Genomic DNA, 16,121 nt, shown 5'->3' with positions numbered 1-16,121 from the left:
AGGAACATACATGAAATATCGGAATTTAGGCAGAAGTGGATTAAAAGTCAGTGAGATTTCGTTGGGAAGCTGGTTAACCTACGGTACCGCGGTGGAGAAGCAGACAGCGATCGATTGTATTAAATACGCTTACGATAACGGCGTTAATTTCTTTGATACAGCCAACGCGTACAACCGCGGTGCTTCGGAAATCGTCGTCGGAGAAGCGCTTAAGGATTATGCACGTGAAAGCTATGTCATTGCGACAAAGCTGTATTTTCCCATGGGGGATGGACCCAACGATAAAGGACTGTCGCGCAAGCATATCGTTGAGCAGTGCGAAGCCAGCCTGAAGAGGCTTGGGGCGGATTATATCGACTTGTATCAATGCCACCGGTTCGATCCGGAGGTGCCGTTAGAGGAAACGCTGCGCGCTCTGGACGATTTGGTCAGTCAGGGCAAGGTCCTGTATGCCGGAGTCAGCGAATGGTCGGCGGCACAGATTACTGATGCAGTTCATATAGGCAAAAGTTTGAACCTGAGACCGTTAATTTCAAACCAGCCTATCTATAACATGCTTGTCCGTTATATTGAGAAGGAAGTGCTGCCAACCTCCGTCAAAGAAGGCTTGGGACAAATCGTATTTTCTCCGCTGGCACAAGGCATCTTGAGCGGCAAATACAAGGCAGGCCAGCCGATTCCATCCGAAAGCCGCGCGGCCAACAGCGATATCAACCGCTGGATCAGCAGCTATTTGCAGGACGATGTTCTTGAGTGCGTTGGCAAGCTGGATACGATTGCCCAAAGTCAAGAGCTGACCTTGTCGCAGCTTGCCATTGCCTGGATATTGAGACAGCCGGGTGTCAGCTCAGCGATTGTCGGAGCCAGCCGACTAGCACAAATCGAAGAAAATATCCAAGCAAGCGGAGTTACCTTGTCCCCAGAAGTTATTCAGTCCGTCGATAGTGTTCTGGACGAAATTAACGGCTTCGTGCCTATCTGGTAAAAAAGCAGCATACGACTCGTCTTGAGCTAATAAGCCAAAGACGAGTTTTTTTGTTATTTAAGCATATAAATATTCCAGAAAATGAAACAAATGTAGGACTTGCTGCGTCTAATGAAGTGGAAAATATTAGCTTATATGTGAATGAAAAAGTTGAATTTATAGGAAAGAGGTCAGGTATGGCAGCAGCAATACCCCATTCGTACAAGAAGGACAGGGAACGAGGAAACAAGGGCTTTAAGGAAAGATCTCTGCTGTATTGGCTTTCGCTTGCACTCATCACCGTATTTTTATTTGTGTGGTTGTTTCAAACCGGGCTTTTTTACGGTTACACCGTACAATATGAATACGCTCTGAATTCTGCGTTATTTTGGGCGGGAATCATGCTGTTTGTGCTTAGCATTTATCAGGCTTACCATTGGAAATTAACAGATGTCAGTGATGCGCTCGGGCTATGGATATGGACAATACCCGCTGCTTACATTCTCGCATCCTTCCATGCTGTTTCAAGCCATTATGCTTCCAGTATGATTATGCTAAATGTGATGTATAGTATCTTTTTTGTATTAGCCGTTGCTGTTGCCAAGGACAAGCTCGGCGCACGAATCATTCAAAACGGTATCGTATTAGCTGGTTACGTCGCTGTCATTTATTGTTTTATGAATATGTTTGGCAATGCTTATTTTAGGGATGCGGTGATGCTGTCCGATCAAGGACTGAGGTTAACTTCGGTTTTTCAATATGCCAATGCGTATGCCGCTTATTTGCTGGCCATTCTACTGTCTGCTTTGTGGTTGTTAATGAATGAGCGCAAATGGTATGTGGTCTCGATCCACGCGGTTATGGTAGTGCCGCTGCTTGTGTCGTTCCTACTTACACTTTCCAGAGGTGGATTAGTCGTATTGCCTCTGATTGCGCTGGCTATTTTACCTTTTTTCAGATTCGTACAGCAGATTTGTTTTTTTGTGTATGCGATAATTGGAGCCATCGGCGCGCTGCTGATTCTTGAGCCGATAAGAAGCCTTACGACCCGTATCTTTCAGCAAGTAACATCGGATGACCCCCTTCAACCCGCTCTACTCAGCCTGTTTGATTCTGATTCGTTAAAGGGCTGGCTGATTATAGGCTCTGTATCGATAGCAGCGGGTCTGGTTATTACGGTCATTCAGCGTTATGTGGTGCCGAAGCTGGAGCAGCCAACGCTTGCGATTAACAAGTATCGTATAGCCAATCTTTTTATTCCGATCATTCTGATCATAGCGGGTTTGTTCGGAGCTATACTGCTGTCGGGAAACAATTTGGTTTCCAGGCTCCTGCCCGTGGAATTACAGACTCGCCTGCAATCGATTAATTTCCAGCAGCATAGTGTTCTGGAACGATTGACGATGTACAAGGATTCTATGAAATTGGTGAGTGATTACCCCATTGCTGGTGCAGGGGGCGGCGCTTGGACGATTTTATATCAGCAGTATCAAAACAATCCTTATATCGTTAAACAAGTACATAACTTTTTTCTGCAATATGGGGTTGAAACCGGCTTAATTGGAATACTGGTACTGTCTGTCCTGCTCATTGCAATTTACTATTTGTATATCAGGCAGTACTTCAAACAAAACATCGAGGATCGGGGCGGCTATCAGGTTTTCTATATCGTTTCCGTATCGATTTTGATCCATAGCCTACTTGATTTTGAAATGAGCTATGCTTATCTGGCTTCGGTTGTTTTTCTTTCCCTTGGTGGTTTGGCTGCAGGTTTGCGGTTCGTCCCCTCATTAATCAAGGAAAAAGCTCTGTTTGGTCGCATAAATCAAGGCAAAACACGCTTGATATACCCGTTAGTGATCGGTGTCGTCTCGATTGTTGTCATGGTATCCGGACTTAAAGAGTTAAATGGTAATCGACAGTACATGGCGACACTAGAAAAGCTGCAGGGTACCGAACAGGTTCGTTTTGAAGATGTGATGAAACCGATGAATGCGGCCCTGGCCGCGACACCTGCTCATCCGGATTATGTGAATCTAAAGCTAAGCCTGCTGTATCAAGCTTATAATCAATCTAAAAATGCTAGCCTATACGAAGAGGCCAAAACCTATTTGGAGCTGTTGAAACAGAAGGAGCCCTATAATAAAGAAAGCCTTGAGACCGAGTATAACCAATACATCACGGAAGGGAAGTTAAACGAGGCTTTAGTAGTGACAGAGAGAAGCCTGCGTAATAATAGCTGGGGCATTAATATCCGGCAAGGCGAACAGAACTGGTATGAACGTGCGATTGGTCTTTATGCTGAGCTGGGTGACCGTGCGAGAACGGACAACAACAAGGAATTGAATCTCAAGCTGTGGAATCAAGCCGTTGAGACTTACCAGCAGGTGCTGACCCGTAAGGAGTCTTTAAAAAGCCTTCCCAAAGGACAGATGCAAGGGGAGCCATTTGATATTACTCCCGGTATTTCATTAGCGATAGGGAAAATTTTCGCGGAACGGAAGGATTACAAAGCCGCGGCAGAAGTGCTGCGACTGAATGCCGGCCTTCAATCGGATGCGCCCATTTCACGTATGATCGTGAGATGGTACTTGGCAGCGTTACAAAAATTAGGACAAAGTGATCAACAAATCTATGATGCCTTTACCGCTAGGTTCCCGGAGGAAAAAACGGAAATTGCCAAGCTGGCAGCTTCGATATGATGCTTGAACCCAGCTTCCGCGGTGGGAGCTGGGTTATTTTTGTGCCTCGTGCCTTAGTCGACGGATTAGCCGTACACCGGCTTATGCAGCGATATGCAAAAATGAGAACCCCTGACCCTATCAAATATGAAAAATATCTGATAGAATCAAGGGTTCAAACTCACTAAATGGATTGTTCAAGACTCATCTATTAGGTAACACTATCTTTAATTCACGGGTCCTCCAGAAACCAGAGGCACATTGCCAAGCGCCCAGCTAATTAGAAAATAAATCAACGGGCCGAACGTAATCACACCCATCAGGAAAATAACAAGGCCAAGTCCGCTAAATTGGTTTTTCGGTTCTGAATTTTTCATTAATTCCATAAATCATACCCCCGTCTATTCATTATTAACTTTAGCTGCTTATAGAAATGATTATAAGTCGTTAGGTTAAGAACGTAAGTGATATAAATCATAGAAAATTAAAATCCTTACCTGGCAAGGATTTTGCTGAATACGCCATTACCGGATATTCCACATTCTTTGAACAGAATGGCTCGTTGATATGGACTGGAAACGAAAACCTCAATCCCCTCACCTTTAGCTTCTGCCTTCAAAGGATTGAGGGTAGATACAGTTATTGTAAATCGTACTTCGCTTTCAGCCTTTTCATCAAGTCTTCCATATCTTCCTTCGTTAAATCCTCACTGTCACAAAGCGCCCTTATTAATCCGGATACAGAACCGCGATGAACCTCTTTAATAAATTGCTTGGTTTCGATATTCAGATATCCCTGTTCAGTGATACAAGGTTCATAATGATTCGCTTTTCCTACTCGAGTCGCTGTAATCATGTTTTTGTCCATGAGCCGGGCTAAAAAAGTAAGGACTGTACTCTGCTTCCAGGTCTTGTCCTCCGGCAGCTTACTAATAATCTCCGAAGTTGTAACAGGTCGTCCGGTTGCCCAGATGATGTCCATGATCTGTTTCTCAGCATCAGACATGCGCAGCCATTTTGTCATGTGAATCCTCCTATATCTACATCATGTAGTTTTATATAAATCTACACCATGTAGATATAAGTGGTCAACCTATGAAATGAGTTTAAGTTAGGTTTAAAAAGACAACAAAAAACCGGATGTAGCAAAAGCTACTCCGGTCTTTGTGAATATTTAATTATTTTCCAGATTCATATTTGAGTTTTTCGCTATCATTTCAGGTTAAGACAGCTTGATTGTGCAGCAGCACCTTCTGTAGCTGAGCCACATCGACCTCAGCAGCCGTAGTACCCGCAGCGCTGGCTAAAGCTGCTGCTGTTCCTGCAGCTTGTCCGGTGGCCATACAGCTTGGCGTCAATCTCGTTGTTGCCAATGCTTCATGGGTAGTTGACAGGCAGCGACCGGCTACGAGTAGATTCTTCACCTGCTGCGGCACGAGGCAGCGATAAGGAATATCATAAGCTCCATCCCCTCGCACCAAAGCCTCCGTAACGCCTTTGCCGGATGGATCGTGGATATCGATCGGATAACCGCTGCGCGCAATAACATCTTCGAATCGTCTTCCTGTAACTACGTCATCCATACTAAGATGGTATAACCCATCAATCCGTCGGGTCTCGCGAACACCGATTTGGGCAGCGACAGATGATATGGATGCATGGGAGAATCCGGGAACCGATTTTTGCAAAAACTCGGCCATCATCATCACCTGTCTAAGACCTTCCTCTTCGGCTAAAGTCAAGTCCTCGATGTCCGTACCATCCAGACCTTGGACACGGGTGCAGTTGACCAAAATTTCGTCAGACTCCGGTCCGGCGAATAGCAGCACCTGATCCCGATTAATCGGCAGCTTGGCCGCATTCCATTGCGAGTAAAAGCCTTGAATGCCCGTTAACGGCAATTCATTCAGCTCATGAAACGGTGTTTTATGATAAAAATTAGTTGGATTGTTGATCATCTCCTGGCGAATGACTTCGAGATCTACTCCGCGCATACGAAATTTCATCGTCATCGGCTGGGTCCGCTTATCACCCTCACGTCCTGTCTGTGTAGGGGCTCCGGACAAATAAGCCATATCCGCATCCCCGGAAGTATCGACAAACATTTGACCAGAAACCTGAATAGGTCCCGATTTTCCGGAAAGCTGAACAGATTGGATCACCTTATTTTCAACTTGAACACCGTCTACAAAGCTATGCAGGAGCAGCTTTACCCCAGCCTCCTTCAGCATATCGATGGCAAGCAGCTTATAAATCTCCGGGTGATAAGGAGTCACTGTATGGACAAAACCGATTGTATCGCGTAAATGTCCTGGTGATCCACCGCGTTCCATCAACCGGTCGATGATTTCCTGAGCGATCCCTTTAATAACCTGCTGCCCGCTTTCCGTATGAAAGGTCATCCAGGGGTAAACCGAGGCAGCAGTTGACATCCCTCCAAGGAAGCCATAACGTTCGATCAGAATGGTGCTGGCTCCTTGTCTCCCGGCGGCTATAGCCGCATTAATTCCAGCGGGGCCTCCTCCGACAACCACAACATCCGCCTGTAGCTTACGAGTCATTATCATCACTCCTATTCCTTTAATCCTGTCATCGCCACACCTTCAATAAATTGCTTCTGTGCGAAGAAAAATACGATTAGCAGCGGCAATGTCGCCATGGTTGAAGCACTCATCAAATGATGCCACGAGGTGCCAGCTTCATCCGTAAACAACGATAGTGCCAACGGCAGCGTCATCAGCTTACGGTCATTAATAAAAATGAGTGGTTCAAAAAAATCGTTCCAGCTGGTTAAAAAAGTAAAAATAGTTAAGGTCGCGATGGCCGGCCTGGCTAAGGGAACCATAATATTCCAATAAATACGGAACTGTGAGCATCCGTCGATCATCGCGGCTTCTTCCAAATCCTTGGGCATTCCGAGAAAAAATTGGCGCATGACGAAGACACCAAAGACACCGCCCGCCCCGAAGATCGGCAGTATAATTAGAGGAAGATGTGTATTGATGAAGCCGATATCCCGCATGAACAGAAACAAGGGAATAGCTGTTACTTCAGAAGGAACCATCATGGTGCTTAACAGCAGCAAAAATATCAGATTTCTTCCTGCGAAAGGAATTCGACCGATTGCATAACCAGCCAGAGAAGCGAAGAAAATCGTTCCAATGACAACCACAATGGCAATATACAAGCTGTTAAAATAAAACAGATGAAACGGTATGAGATGAAGAACTTCCGAGTAATTTACCCAACGGATCGGCGACGGTAAAAATACCGGAGGAAAAACAAAAATTTGCGACGGTTCCTTTAATGAGGTCGAAATCATCCAGATAAAAGGAAACAGCAGCAGCAGCGAGAAAAGCGTTAAAACGGCGTAATGGGCAGTAACACCCATCCGTCTGGAGGCCGTTTCCAGTAAGGATCTAGTTTTCATGAAAAATCCACCTCTTCCTAAGCGTCCACTGAATCAAAGTGAATGCCATAATCAGAAAGAAAAGAATATAAGCCAAAGCCGAAGCATAACCGAATTCAAACAGCTTGAACGCTTTTTCCCAAATGTAATAGACCATCACCTTGGTGCTGCTTCCGGGTCCACCCTGAGTCATGACATAAATCTGGCCAAACACCTTCATAGAGCCAATGACCGTCATGATAATGGTGAGAAACAAGGTCGGCGTGATGAGTGGAATCGTAACTCGTATAAATTGAGTGAATCGATTGGCACCATCTATTTTTGCAGCTTCATACAGATGAACAGGCACCTGCTGTAGAGCTGCGATAAACAGCACCATGTTTAAACCGACGTTCTTTAGTACGCTGGTAATGATGACAGCCGGCATCGCCAATTGGGGGTTATACAACCAGGCAGGACCCTCAATACCGATGAGCTGCAAAATCTGATTAATAAAGCCGGAATCTGTAGCGAACATGTATTTCCAGACGATGGACCAGACGATTAACGAGGTCATAACAGGAACGAATATTGCGGTGCGGAACCAACTGATGCCTGGCATGCTTTTGGCTAGCAGTACCGCGAAAAGTAGAGCAATAGCAATATTGAGCGGCACCAGACCGGCTGCAAAATAAAAGGTGTTGCCGAGCACAACCCAAAAGTCGTGATCCGATAAAATGTTCACATAATTATCAAAGCCGATAAACTTGGCTTCTCCAAGTAAGGGCCAATCCGTCAGGCTCATGTAAAAGGCTTGGAACAGTGGAACCATCAATATGGCAGCAAACCCCAAAACCATAGGTGAAACAAAAATCCATCCAGTAATATTCGCTTCACGCTTCAATGGATTCATTGCTTTTTTTCTTCTTGCTGAAGGTACGCTTTCCATAGGTATTCACTCCTAACTGTCGATCGCATTGCGAAAGTCGTGTATCGCCCGTCTTATTTCATCTGCGCTTTTGCCAATGACGACAGCGCCAAGCAGCAAGGCTCGAACTCCGCTATCCTTTAGAGCCGGAACATCATCAGGCACCAATTTGCGCTGAGATGGAACGATTACAGGCAAACCAGCTGTTTGCACCAACCAACGATATCGAAGCAGATCAGCAAAGTTAAGGGGTGTCCCATATTGCTCCGATGGAATAACGGAAGCCTCCAGCGCTTGGATCGGAAAAGCTTTGGCTGCTTCCAGCAGTCTGGCATCAAACGTATGATCAATAGCAAAGGTAGGAGCCAATTGCGGATAATTTAATAGGAACGTTGGCATATGCCAGGCATAAATCGAAAAGAAGTCTATGCCGAGTGTGATTAGCTGCTCGATTTCCTGCGGATTAATAGCATCAAGCGAGCCACCAGGAACGATGCCCAAAGGTCCATTCAGCAAGGAGCGAATTTGAGCGAATGTCTCTGCATACTCGGATAGAGGCCCAAAGCTGTTTCCACTGGCGCGGTGATCTACATTGATATGTACCTTCAGTCCATCCGCACCCTCCTCAATGGCCGCTTGCGCCAATGCCAAATCATTGGAAGGCAGGCTGACGAATAGTTGAAGCTTAGGTTCATGCAAAGCTTGGCGTAACCGATTCATAGTAACATCCCATCCTGTAGAGCTGCGGCCCATTATGGAATGAACCGCAGCTTACATCATTGTTATTTTTTGAGCAGCGGAGTAATTTTATCTTCCATCGTTTTCACAATCTGTTCTGGCTGTGCGGTTTGACCAAAGAGCTGATCAAAGCCACCCAATATCTCATTATCGATTTTTTGCCATTGAACATGTCCTGGCTGTACGACGGCTTTCTCCATCTCGTCAATGACAACTTGTTTAATGATGGACGGGTCGGGGCTGTCAGGCTGTTTAAGAAAAGAATCCGAGTTCAGCACCGTCTTGCGTGGTGGCACGAAGAACGTGGAAGAGGTCTGAATGCCTTCCTGACTGGCAAAAAACTTCAGCAGGTCCTTCACTTCTTTTTGATGCTTGCTTTCTTTAAATACGACGTAACCAGCTTGGCCCATCATAGGAACCGAGCCTTTGGAACCCGATGGCATTGGAGCAATACTCCATTTAAAATCCTTGATCGTACGGGCTTTGGACATATAGCTGTATCCATCGAAGAACATACCGATTTTTCCGGTTTCAAAATTGATTTGTTCGCCTGCTTTAGGATGGGATTGATCAGCAAACATCATATTTTGAAGCATCTTGAACGTTTCTACACCGTACTGGTCAGACCATGTAAATTTCGTCATATCTTTATTGAACGGGCCACTGCCGTTAGACCATGCGTAGGAGGCAAGCATAATCCAGGTTTTCCAATCACGGAAGAAATTGGCCCCGTATACTTTGTTGGCTCCCGTACCGCTTGTTAGAGCTTTGGCAGATTTGGTAAATTCCTCCCACGTCCATTTCCCCTGCTTGGCCAGCTCGTTAGGAGACGCAAGTCCTGCTTTATCAAATAAATCCTGGTTATAGAACATTACGCTTGGAGGTGTTGAAAACGGCAGTCCATACAATTTGTCTTCCTTTGTAAACAAATTCAAGGTGGAAGGAATAAAATCGTTCAAATTGAAGGCAGCATCACTTTTGATATCTGACACATCGGCCAGGATGTCATTCGCCATGAACTGCGGCACCATCCGCTCGGATACCCAGGCAATGTCAGGCAGCTCTCGTCCGGCAGCGAGCACGGATACCTTCTGCTGGTAGTCTGCGAATGGGATGGACTCCAGCGTTACAGTGATGTTGGGATTTTGCTTTTTGTACGTTTCCAGCAGCTTGGCATACATATCGAGATGTGCCTGGTTCCCCCATGTCAAAAACTTCAATGTTACTGGCTTATTGCTCGTTGAATTATCACCCGCATTACTGGATACGGCTGCTTCCTGCTTTGTACATGCGGTTGACACGATAACCATAGCTACAGCTAGAAGACCGCTTAACCATTTCTTTTTCATCATACAATTCCCCCCTTAATAATAAGAAAACCTCTACAGCCCTCATTATACGGGTAGCCCTACACCAAAAAAATCACGCACTATTCAGATTTGGTCCGTTATTTATATATATTTTACAAACCTTGATCCTCTCGATATGCGCCTGGAGACATGCCAACCTGCTGTTTAAATACAAGCATAAAATGTTTGGGACTCTGGTATCCTGATAGCCGTGCTACATCGTAAATTTTTAATTGGGTCGAGATAAGTAAGTATTTAGCTCTCTCTATTCGGGTTTCCATAATGTAATCCGATAAGTTCATAGCGGTTTCCAGTTTAAATAATTGACTGAGATAAGCCGGATTTAAATGGACGTATTCAGCTAGAGCCTGCAGCCGCAAATCCCCTTCCGGATGGCCCTGTATATATTCCTTGATTTTGCGAATGAGTCGTTTTCCGTCACTGTTCTTGATTATGGTTTCATCTGGGGCTCCTTCAGTGTGAAGGACAGCACGAGTCGGCTGCCCGCCGTGTTCTTGAAGCTCAAGAGTTTGATAAATGCGTTCGAGTGCGGATACCAATGCCAACCGATTAATAGGCTTGAGCAAGTATTCCGATACTCCGAAGCGCATCGCCTTCTGCGCGTACTCAAAATCACTATAGCCACTTATAATTAATAGCGGCATATGCGCATAGCGCTCTCTCACTTTGGCAATTAGCGATAACCCATCCATTTCGCGCATTCGTATATCTGTTATGACCACATCCGGTATTTCAGCTTGCAAATATGCTAAAGCCTCTTTTCCATGTGCGGCTTCTTTGACCACTTCAAATTTACTGGAAACTTTGGTTATGAGATTTTTAATACCTGTACGGATGATTTCTTCATCCTCAACCAGCATGATTTTATACATCTTCCTTCGTCCTTTCCGTTATCGGTATCGTAATGGTAAAAGAGATTCCTTGGTCAGGACTTCCATCAAATTGAAGCTCATAAGAAGCGCCGAACATTAATAAAAGACGCTGGTATATATTTCGCAAGGCAACGCCTCGCTTTTGAACGTTATCGTCAGGCAAGGAGGACCTTAGAGACGATCTCAATTGTTCGATTTCCTGCTCGGTCATGCCGATTCCATCATCTCGAACCGTCAGCAGCAAATCATCCTCGAATCGAACGGCAGAGATCCATATCGTGCCACCCAGAGGCCTGTCCCCAACGCCATGAAAGATGGAATTTTCAACGAGTGGCTGCAATAACAGCTTGGGGACCAGAGCATTCTCAAGATCAGGCTCAATATCAAAAATAAAGTGCAGTCTATTACCATAGCGCAGCTGCTGGATTTTTGCATAGGAGCCTACAGAAGCCAGCTCTTCCTTTAGCAGCACCAGCCTGTCGTAGGGATCAACTGAATATCGCATCAATTGTCCCAGGGTGGATATCATATCGGATACCTCGTAATTTTCCTGTTCGAGCGCTTTCATATTGATCGATTCGAGCGTGTTATAAATAAAATGAGGGTTGATCTGGCTCTGCAGCGCCGCTAATTCGGCTTCCTTTTCTCTTAGTCCTATCACATAGACTTCTTTGACCAAGTGATTGATTTCCTCTGCCATTCGGTTAAAGCCCTTGCTCAGCTGTCCAATCTCATCCTGCGTTACGACCGGCACGCTTTGATCAAACTGTCCCATTTCGATCAGCTGCATTTTACGTTTAAGCTGAATTAAGGGGCTGCTTAGGTTATAAGAGAAAATAATGGCCAGAATACCTGTGGCAACAACGAAAATAACGGCTATGATGATGGTGAAGTTGCGTAAATTTTTGGTTTCTAACAGCAAGGAATCCACCGGAATAAAATCGATCACCTTAAGCCCGGAATAATCGGAATAATCAACAATGGCTATAAAGGGTCTTCCGCCCAGAACCAGATTCTTGACCTTATTCTCATTGGATGGATTCGTAGAACGGATAGCTGCTGCTAGACGGGGCTCCAGCGTGGGGCTGCTTTCTTCAAATAAAAACTCATTGCGGTCATTCACGACGAGTATGCTGCCCTTATCCTCAAACTTGACATTGGACAATATTTGCCGGAATACGTCCAGCTTTAAATCTATTTTAATCATGCCGATTACGTTATTGGTGTCAGGCTCACGAATCATACGGGCTACGGAAAACACTTGCGTGGAATTTTGGGTATAATAGCTTGGTTGATGCTGGGGGATGATGACCCAGGCTCCATCCGCTATCTGCGCTCTTCGGTACCAATCCTCCTGCCTCACATCCACGTAAAAATTCATCAGTGCGGAGTCAACATTCGTAAATATAAATCCGTTATCGGCAATAATCTGAATGCCTCTCACTTCGGAACGATTGTAGGCGGAGCCTGAGATATAGAGGAACATTTTTTCCATTTCGGCGAGCGAAGGACGGGTTTGAGCATATTCGGGCTGGCTGTATTTATGCAAAATGGTCAGCACTTGTGTATCGTATAGTGGCATCAGAGAGAGTCGCTGCATTTCCATTAGCGTCCGGTCCAGATTGCGGTTAATTTGCCCGACAATTTGCGTGGAATAGTCAGCCGACCTTCTTTGGACTGAAGCTGAAAATTCATAATAGGTGAGGATTCCCTGCAAGCTAAGCGGGATAACCAGAATCAGTATGAAGATCAACAAGATCTTGGAGCGCAGATCTAACTGGGAATATAAGGAAAATGAAGGGTTTCTTCTGTGATTCATGGCGCACTCTCCTGTAAATAATCAACTAATAGTAATCTGGTCAAGGGTGGATGTTTTTTCTATGGTAACAGATTTATACGATATTTGTTAATTAACTTTTACTTGGCATTGCAACCAAACAATCTATGCATTCCCAAGCTCATATCTGGATTGTAACTACCTGTGAGACTTATATTTTAAAGAGAGAAGGGTAAAATAATATAGTTGACAGTACTTTTGTATGGCAGTATAGTATTTTTACTAATCCTATTGTATAAGTGGGTAATGAAGGGGTGAACCATGTGAAAAACAATTTACTTGATGCTTTTCTAACCAATTGGATCAGCTTGCTTGTCTCGGCCATTCTGATCGGTCTGCTTTATGTGCTAGCAAGAAAGCGGGTCAATTTCGGATACCGGGTGTTGTTGGCACTTGGACTTGGATTGGTTGCAGGGATATTCTTTAATACTTTTAAAATTGATGCAACCAGTGTTGGAACCATCGGGACAATCTATGTCAATTTGGTCAAAATGCTCGTTATTCCTTTAGTATTTGTTCTGGTTATTACAAGTATCACCTCCATATCCAGTCTCGGGCAGCTTCGTAAAATCGGCATTAAAACCATTTCACTATTTCTAGTTACTACCGGTATTGCCGCATTGATCGGCTTGCTAGTGGCTCTGGCCTTCGACCCGGGTGCTGGAATTTCGCAAACCATACCGTCCAGCTTTAAGCCGCGGGATATTCCAACATTTTCGCAGGTTATTCTGGACCTGATTCCGACCAATCCGATCAGTGACATGGCAGCAGGTAAAGTCGTGCCTGTGCTTGTGTTCGCTTTCTTCGTAGCCATTGCCATTGTCCATGTTGGCACAAAAAAGCCGGAAGCCGTGAAGCCTGTCAAGCAGGTGATCGATTCGTTCACCCAAGTCATGCATCAGGTGACGAAATACATCATTCGTCTGACACCTTATGGCGTATACGCGCTAATTGCGACTATGGCTGCCAAATACGGACTTGAGACGTTAGCGCCATTAGCCAAAGTGATTGCTGCGACCTATGTAGCTCTGATTATTCACTTTATTTTTACTTTTGGTGGATTGGTTACTTTTGTCGCCAAGGTGAATCCTTTTAAATTTTTCCGTAAGGCATATCCGACGATTGCGATCGCATTCACCACACGGAGCAGCTATGTCACGCTCCCGGTCAATATGGAGGTCATCACGAAGCGGCTGCGCGTATCGCCTCGTATCGCAAGCTTCGTGGCACCACTTGGCGCTACGATGAATATGAACGGCTGCGGCGGCGTCTGGCCGGCTGTAGTGGCGATCTTCGTTGCTCGTGTTTACAATATTCCACTGGGTATCACCGAATATGTGCTGCTGGTGCTGGTCAGCATGATTTCCTCGATCGGGGTGGCAGGCGTACCCGGTCCGGCGTCGATTTCGACGACAGTGGTGTTAACGGCATTGGGACTGCCTATCGAAGGCCTCGGACTTGTTCTTGCTATTGACGCTGTCGTTGATATGGGCCGGACCGCAGTGAATGCAACAGGGACGACTGTCTGCGCTCTGTTGGTGGCCAATTCTGAGGGCGAATTCGATAGGGAATCATTCAATAGGGATGAAGAAGACCAGTTGGAACTTAATCATGCTTGATTGCATTTATGAAGGGAGGAGCTGTAATCGGCTGCCTCCCTTTTTGTCAGCTTATTTATGATAATTTTCTCAAGACCCGCAGCTTTCAGCTTCGTAAGTCGAAGGCTGACGGAGTCTGGACAGCGAAAGCACCAGCACACCAAGTTCAGCAGCACTCCCAATGGACTGGGCCAATGCACCAATCGCTCCATTCCAATCTGGAACAAGCCAAATGCCAATCAGGAGTACAACTAAAGTCATAACAATATTTGAACCCTGGGACCACACCATAATACCGGTTTGGCTGCGCAGCATGACAATTCCATTGCAAAAGTCCACCCAAGGAAAAATAAGCGAGAACAGTACGAATATTTTTAGCGCTTGTGCAGTAGCTGTCAGCAGATCACCGTTAATCCCAACGAGATTCTGCAATACCCAATGTCCAAGCGGGGTGAATCCCAACAAGCAGAGGAAGAAGCCTGGCATAATCCCAAAGATAATTCCAAACTTAAAAACAAGATGAGGTGCTTTTTTGTAATAGTTCAGAACGATCTGATGCATATATGTCTGAAAGCTTATCGCAAGCCAGGTAATACTGAATGCGATAGTGTAAGAGGCAATGGCTAATTCCATATTAACCGTTTTGCCCAGCAGCACATTAATCGCAGGCGTGACACTAACTGCAAGAAATACGGAAATAAGCATCGGCCGATAAAATCGAAAAACACCCCGAACATCCCGTGATTCGCCATCATCCGAAAAAGCCGGCAGCTTGTTTACAAGCATACGCCCCTCCGCATAACTCACTGCCGCTTCTACAATCATACCCGCCAAAAAAATAAAAGCACCCGTCCTGCCGCTAATTAAATGCGGATTGCTGATAAATAATAAAGATAATCCGTACATCACGGATAACCGGATCATCATGGCAATTGTTAGCCACTTGGTACGCATTTTGGAAATGATGATTCCTTGGTAAATGCATCTAAGCACAGAAAAAATAGTGACGAGTACCAAAACCCTGTAAGTACCGAGAATATCCGTTTGAAGCTCCTCTGAGGCCCCGAACACATATCCGAACAACCAGGCTCCTGCAGGAGTGTATGCAACAACAGACGAAATCAAAAGAATAAAAATAATCAGGAATAAACAAACCATTAAAAGCGATTTAAACGTACGTTTGTCTTTTACCAGCACGGTACACGTTTGCCTCATTAAGACAGCTGCTTCTTCTGTCAAACCAAAAATGCTGAAAGCCATCGCATACCCGGTTATCACGATTTCAGGATTGATGATCGCATGAGCCAGCGTACTATTAATAATGACATGAGAAACCGATATCAGTAATGCGGAAAAACCTAATGGCAAAAAAAACGCAATCATTGCCCTAAAACGGATAGTTGGGTCTAGTTGAGCCATACCGCAATTAACCTCCATGTCCATGCTGTTCTGACAACGACATTATCATGAATTTCCAAAAGTTGCAAAGCAAATTACAGACCCAAACATGACTTATGTCATAATAACTAGAAAATAATGGTAGAATTCGACCGAAATACAGCTTTCCTGATGCATTTCTTCATCTTGGTAAGCATATTTGATTCATTTATAATAAGAATAGTCAGATAATTTAAATGGTATTGTCATTCCGAAATACTTTCTCCTTTGAATGTGACGAGTAAAAAGACTGAGGATTTGGTGGATTTTGCTGGATAAAAATGGGGGTAAATAATGAAGAGAATATCT

13 protein-coding genes are annotated in these 16,121 nt (G+C 44.9%); 3 read left to right on the top strand and 10 right to left on the bottom strand.

What is annotated here, in order from left to right:
* Window positions 1–10: 10 nt before the first annotated feature.
* Window positions 11–985, top strand: coding sequence for an aldo/keto reductase family protein (locus NST47_RS11335; protein WP_341155234.1), 975 nt, complete (start codon window positions 11–13; stop codon window positions 983–985).
* A 176-nt stretch (window positions 986–1,161) separates the two neighbouring features.
* Window positions 1,162–3,666, top strand: coding sequence for an O-antigen ligase family protein (locus NST47_RS11330; protein ID WP_341155233.1), 2,505 nt, complete (start codon window positions 1,162–1,164; stop codon window positions 3,664–3,666).
* Window positions 3,667–3,872: 206 nt separating this feature from the next.
* Here the strand turns inward: NST47_RS11330 and NST47_RS11325 are convergent, their stop codons facing one another.
* The 9 genes from NST47_RS11325 to NST47_RS11285 form a co-directional block, all read right to left on the bottom strand.
* Entirely contained in the window at window positions 3,873–4,031 is a 159-nt protein-coding gene (locus tag NST47_RS11325) for a hypothetical protein (protein ID WP_179097410.1), read from the bottom strand.
* Window positions 4,032–4,284: 253 nt separating this feature from the next.
* The gene (locus NST47_RS11320; RefSeq protein WP_341155232.1) at window positions 4,285–4,668 is read right to left on the bottom strand and encodes a BlaI/MecI/CopY family transcriptional regulator; all 384 of its coding nucleotides are present in this window, start codon (window positions 4,666–4,668) and stop codon (window positions 4,285–4,287) included.
* Window positions 4,669–4,861: 193 nt separating this feature from the next.
* Window positions 4,862–6,205 (bottom strand): FAD-dependent oxidoreductase, encoded by a 1,344-nt coding sequence (locus NST47_RS11315; protein ID WP_341155231.1) that lies wholly within the window; start codon window positions 6,203–6,205, stop codon window positions 4,862–4,864.
* A gap of 11 nt (window positions 6,206–6,216) precedes the next feature.
* A complete protein-coding gene (locus NST47_RS11310) occupies window positions 6,217–7,035 on the bottom strand; it encodes a carbohydrate ABC transporter permease (protein WP_341159658.1) in 819 nt (272 codons plus the stop codon).
* A gap of 28 nt (window positions 7,036–7,063) precedes the next feature.
* The gene (locus NST47_RS11305) at window positions 7,064–7,981 is read right to left on the bottom strand and encodes a carbohydrate ABC transporter permease (protein WP_341155230.1); all 918 of its coding nucleotides are present in this window, start codon (window positions 7,979–7,981) and stop codon (window positions 7,064–7,066) included.
* 12 nt (window positions 7,982–7,993) lie between these two features.
* Window positions 7,994–8,680 carry a hypothetical protein gene (locus NST47_RS11300; protein WP_341155229.1) on the bottom strand — a complete coding sequence of 229 codons (687 nt, stop codon included), beginning with the start codon at window positions 8,678–8,680 and terminating at the stop codon, window positions 7,994–7,996.
* A gap of 62 nt (window positions 8,681–8,742) precedes the next feature.
* A complete protein-coding gene (locus tag NST47_RS11295) occupies window positions 8,743–10,050 on the bottom strand; it encodes an ABC transporter substrate-binding protein (RefSeq protein WP_341155228.1) in 1,308 nt (435 codons plus the stop codon).
* Window positions 10,051–10,160: 110 nt separating this feature from the next.
* Window positions 10,161–10,940 (bottom strand): response regulator transcription factor, encoded by a 780-nt coding sequence (locus tag NST47_RS11290; RefSeq protein ID WP_341155227.1) that lies wholly within the window; start codon window positions 10,938–10,940, stop codon window positions 10,161–10,163.
* Complete coding sequence (locus tag NST47_RS11285; RefSeq protein WP_341155226.1) at window positions 10,933–12,759, bottom strand: sensor histidine kinase; 1,827 nt, start codon at window positions 12,757–12,759, stop codon at window positions 10,933–10,935. Before NST47_RS11285 ends, NST47_RS11290 begins: the two co-directional genes overlap by 8 nt.
* A 281-nt stretch (window positions 12,760–13,040) precedes the next feature.
* Here NST47_RS11285 and NST47_RS11280 point away from each other — a divergent pair, with 281 nt between their 5' ends.
* Complete coding sequence (locus NST47_RS11280) at window positions 13,041–14,396, top strand: dicarboxylate/amino acid:cation symporter (protein WP_341155225.1); 1,356 nt, start codon at window positions 13,041–13,043, stop codon at window positions 14,394–14,396.
* 69 nt (window positions 14,397–14,465) lie between these two features.
* On the opposite strand, the gene NST47_RS11275 is transcribed toward NST47_RS11280, so the two are convergent.
* A complete protein-coding gene (locus tag NST47_RS11275) occupies window positions 14,466–15,794 on the bottom strand; it encodes a multi antimicrobial extrusion protein MatE (protein ID WP_341155224.1) in 1,329 nt (442 codons plus the stop codon).
* Between the last annotated feature and the right edge of the window lie 327 nt (window positions 15,795–16,121).

This window comes from Paenibacillus sp. FSL H8-0034 (assembly GCF_038000305.1).
Lineage (GTDB): Bacteria > Bacillota > Bacilli > Paenibacillales > NBRC-103111 > Paenibacillus_S.
This window is presented reverse-complemented; position numbering and strand designations above follow the sequence as displayed.

Excerpts from the sequence above, each read along its gene's own strand:
- NST47_RS11335 (WP_341155234.1), top strand. The coding sequence starts at position 11 with ATGAAATATCGGAATTTAGGCAGAAGTGGATTAAAAGTCAGTGAGATT.
- NST47_RS11330 (WP_341155233.1), top strand. The coding sequence starts at position 1,162 with ATGGCAGCAGCAATACCCCATTCGTACAAGAAGGACAGGGAACGAGGA.
- NST47_RS11325 (WP_179097410.1), bottom strand. The coding sequence starts at position 4,031 with ATGGAATTAATGAAAAATTCAGAACCGAAAAACCAATTTAGCGGACTT.
- NST47_RS11320 (WP_341155232.1), bottom strand. The coding sequence starts at position 4,668 with ATGACAAAATGGCTGCGCATGTCTGATGCTGAGAAACAGATCATGGAC.
- NST47_RS11315 (WP_341155231.1), bottom strand. The coding sequence starts at position 6,205 with ATGACTCGTAAGCTACAGGCGGATGTTGTGGTTGTCGGAGGAGGCCCC.
- NST47_RS11310 (WP_341159658.1), bottom strand. The coding sequence starts at position 7,035 with ATGGGTGTTACTGCCCATTACGCCGTTTTAACGCTTTTCTCGCTGCTG.
- NST47_RS11305 (WP_341155230.1), bottom strand. The coding sequence starts at position 7,981 with ATGGAAAGCGTACCTTCAGCAAGAAGAAAAAAAGCAATGAATCCATTG.
- NST47_RS11300 (WP_341155229.1), bottom strand. The coding sequence starts at position 8,680 with ATGAATCGGTTACGCCAAGCTTTGCATGAACCTAAGCTTCAACTATTC.
- NST47_RS11295 (WP_341155228.1), bottom strand. The coding sequence starts at position 10,050 with ATGATGAAAAAGAAATGGTTAAGCGGTCTTCTAGCTGTAGCTATGGTT.
- NST47_RS11290 (WP_341155227.1), bottom strand. The coding sequence starts at position 10,940 with ATGTATAAAATCATGCTGGTTGAGGATGAAGAAATCATCCGTACAGGT.
- NST47_RS11285 (WP_341155226.1), bottom strand. The coding sequence starts at position 12,759 with ATGAATCACAGAAGAAACCCTTCATTTTCCTTATATTCCCAGTTAGAT.
- NST47_RS11275 (WP_341155224.1), bottom strand. The coding sequence starts at position 15,794 with ATGGCTCAACTAGACCCAACTATCCGTTTTAGGGCAATGATTGCGTTT.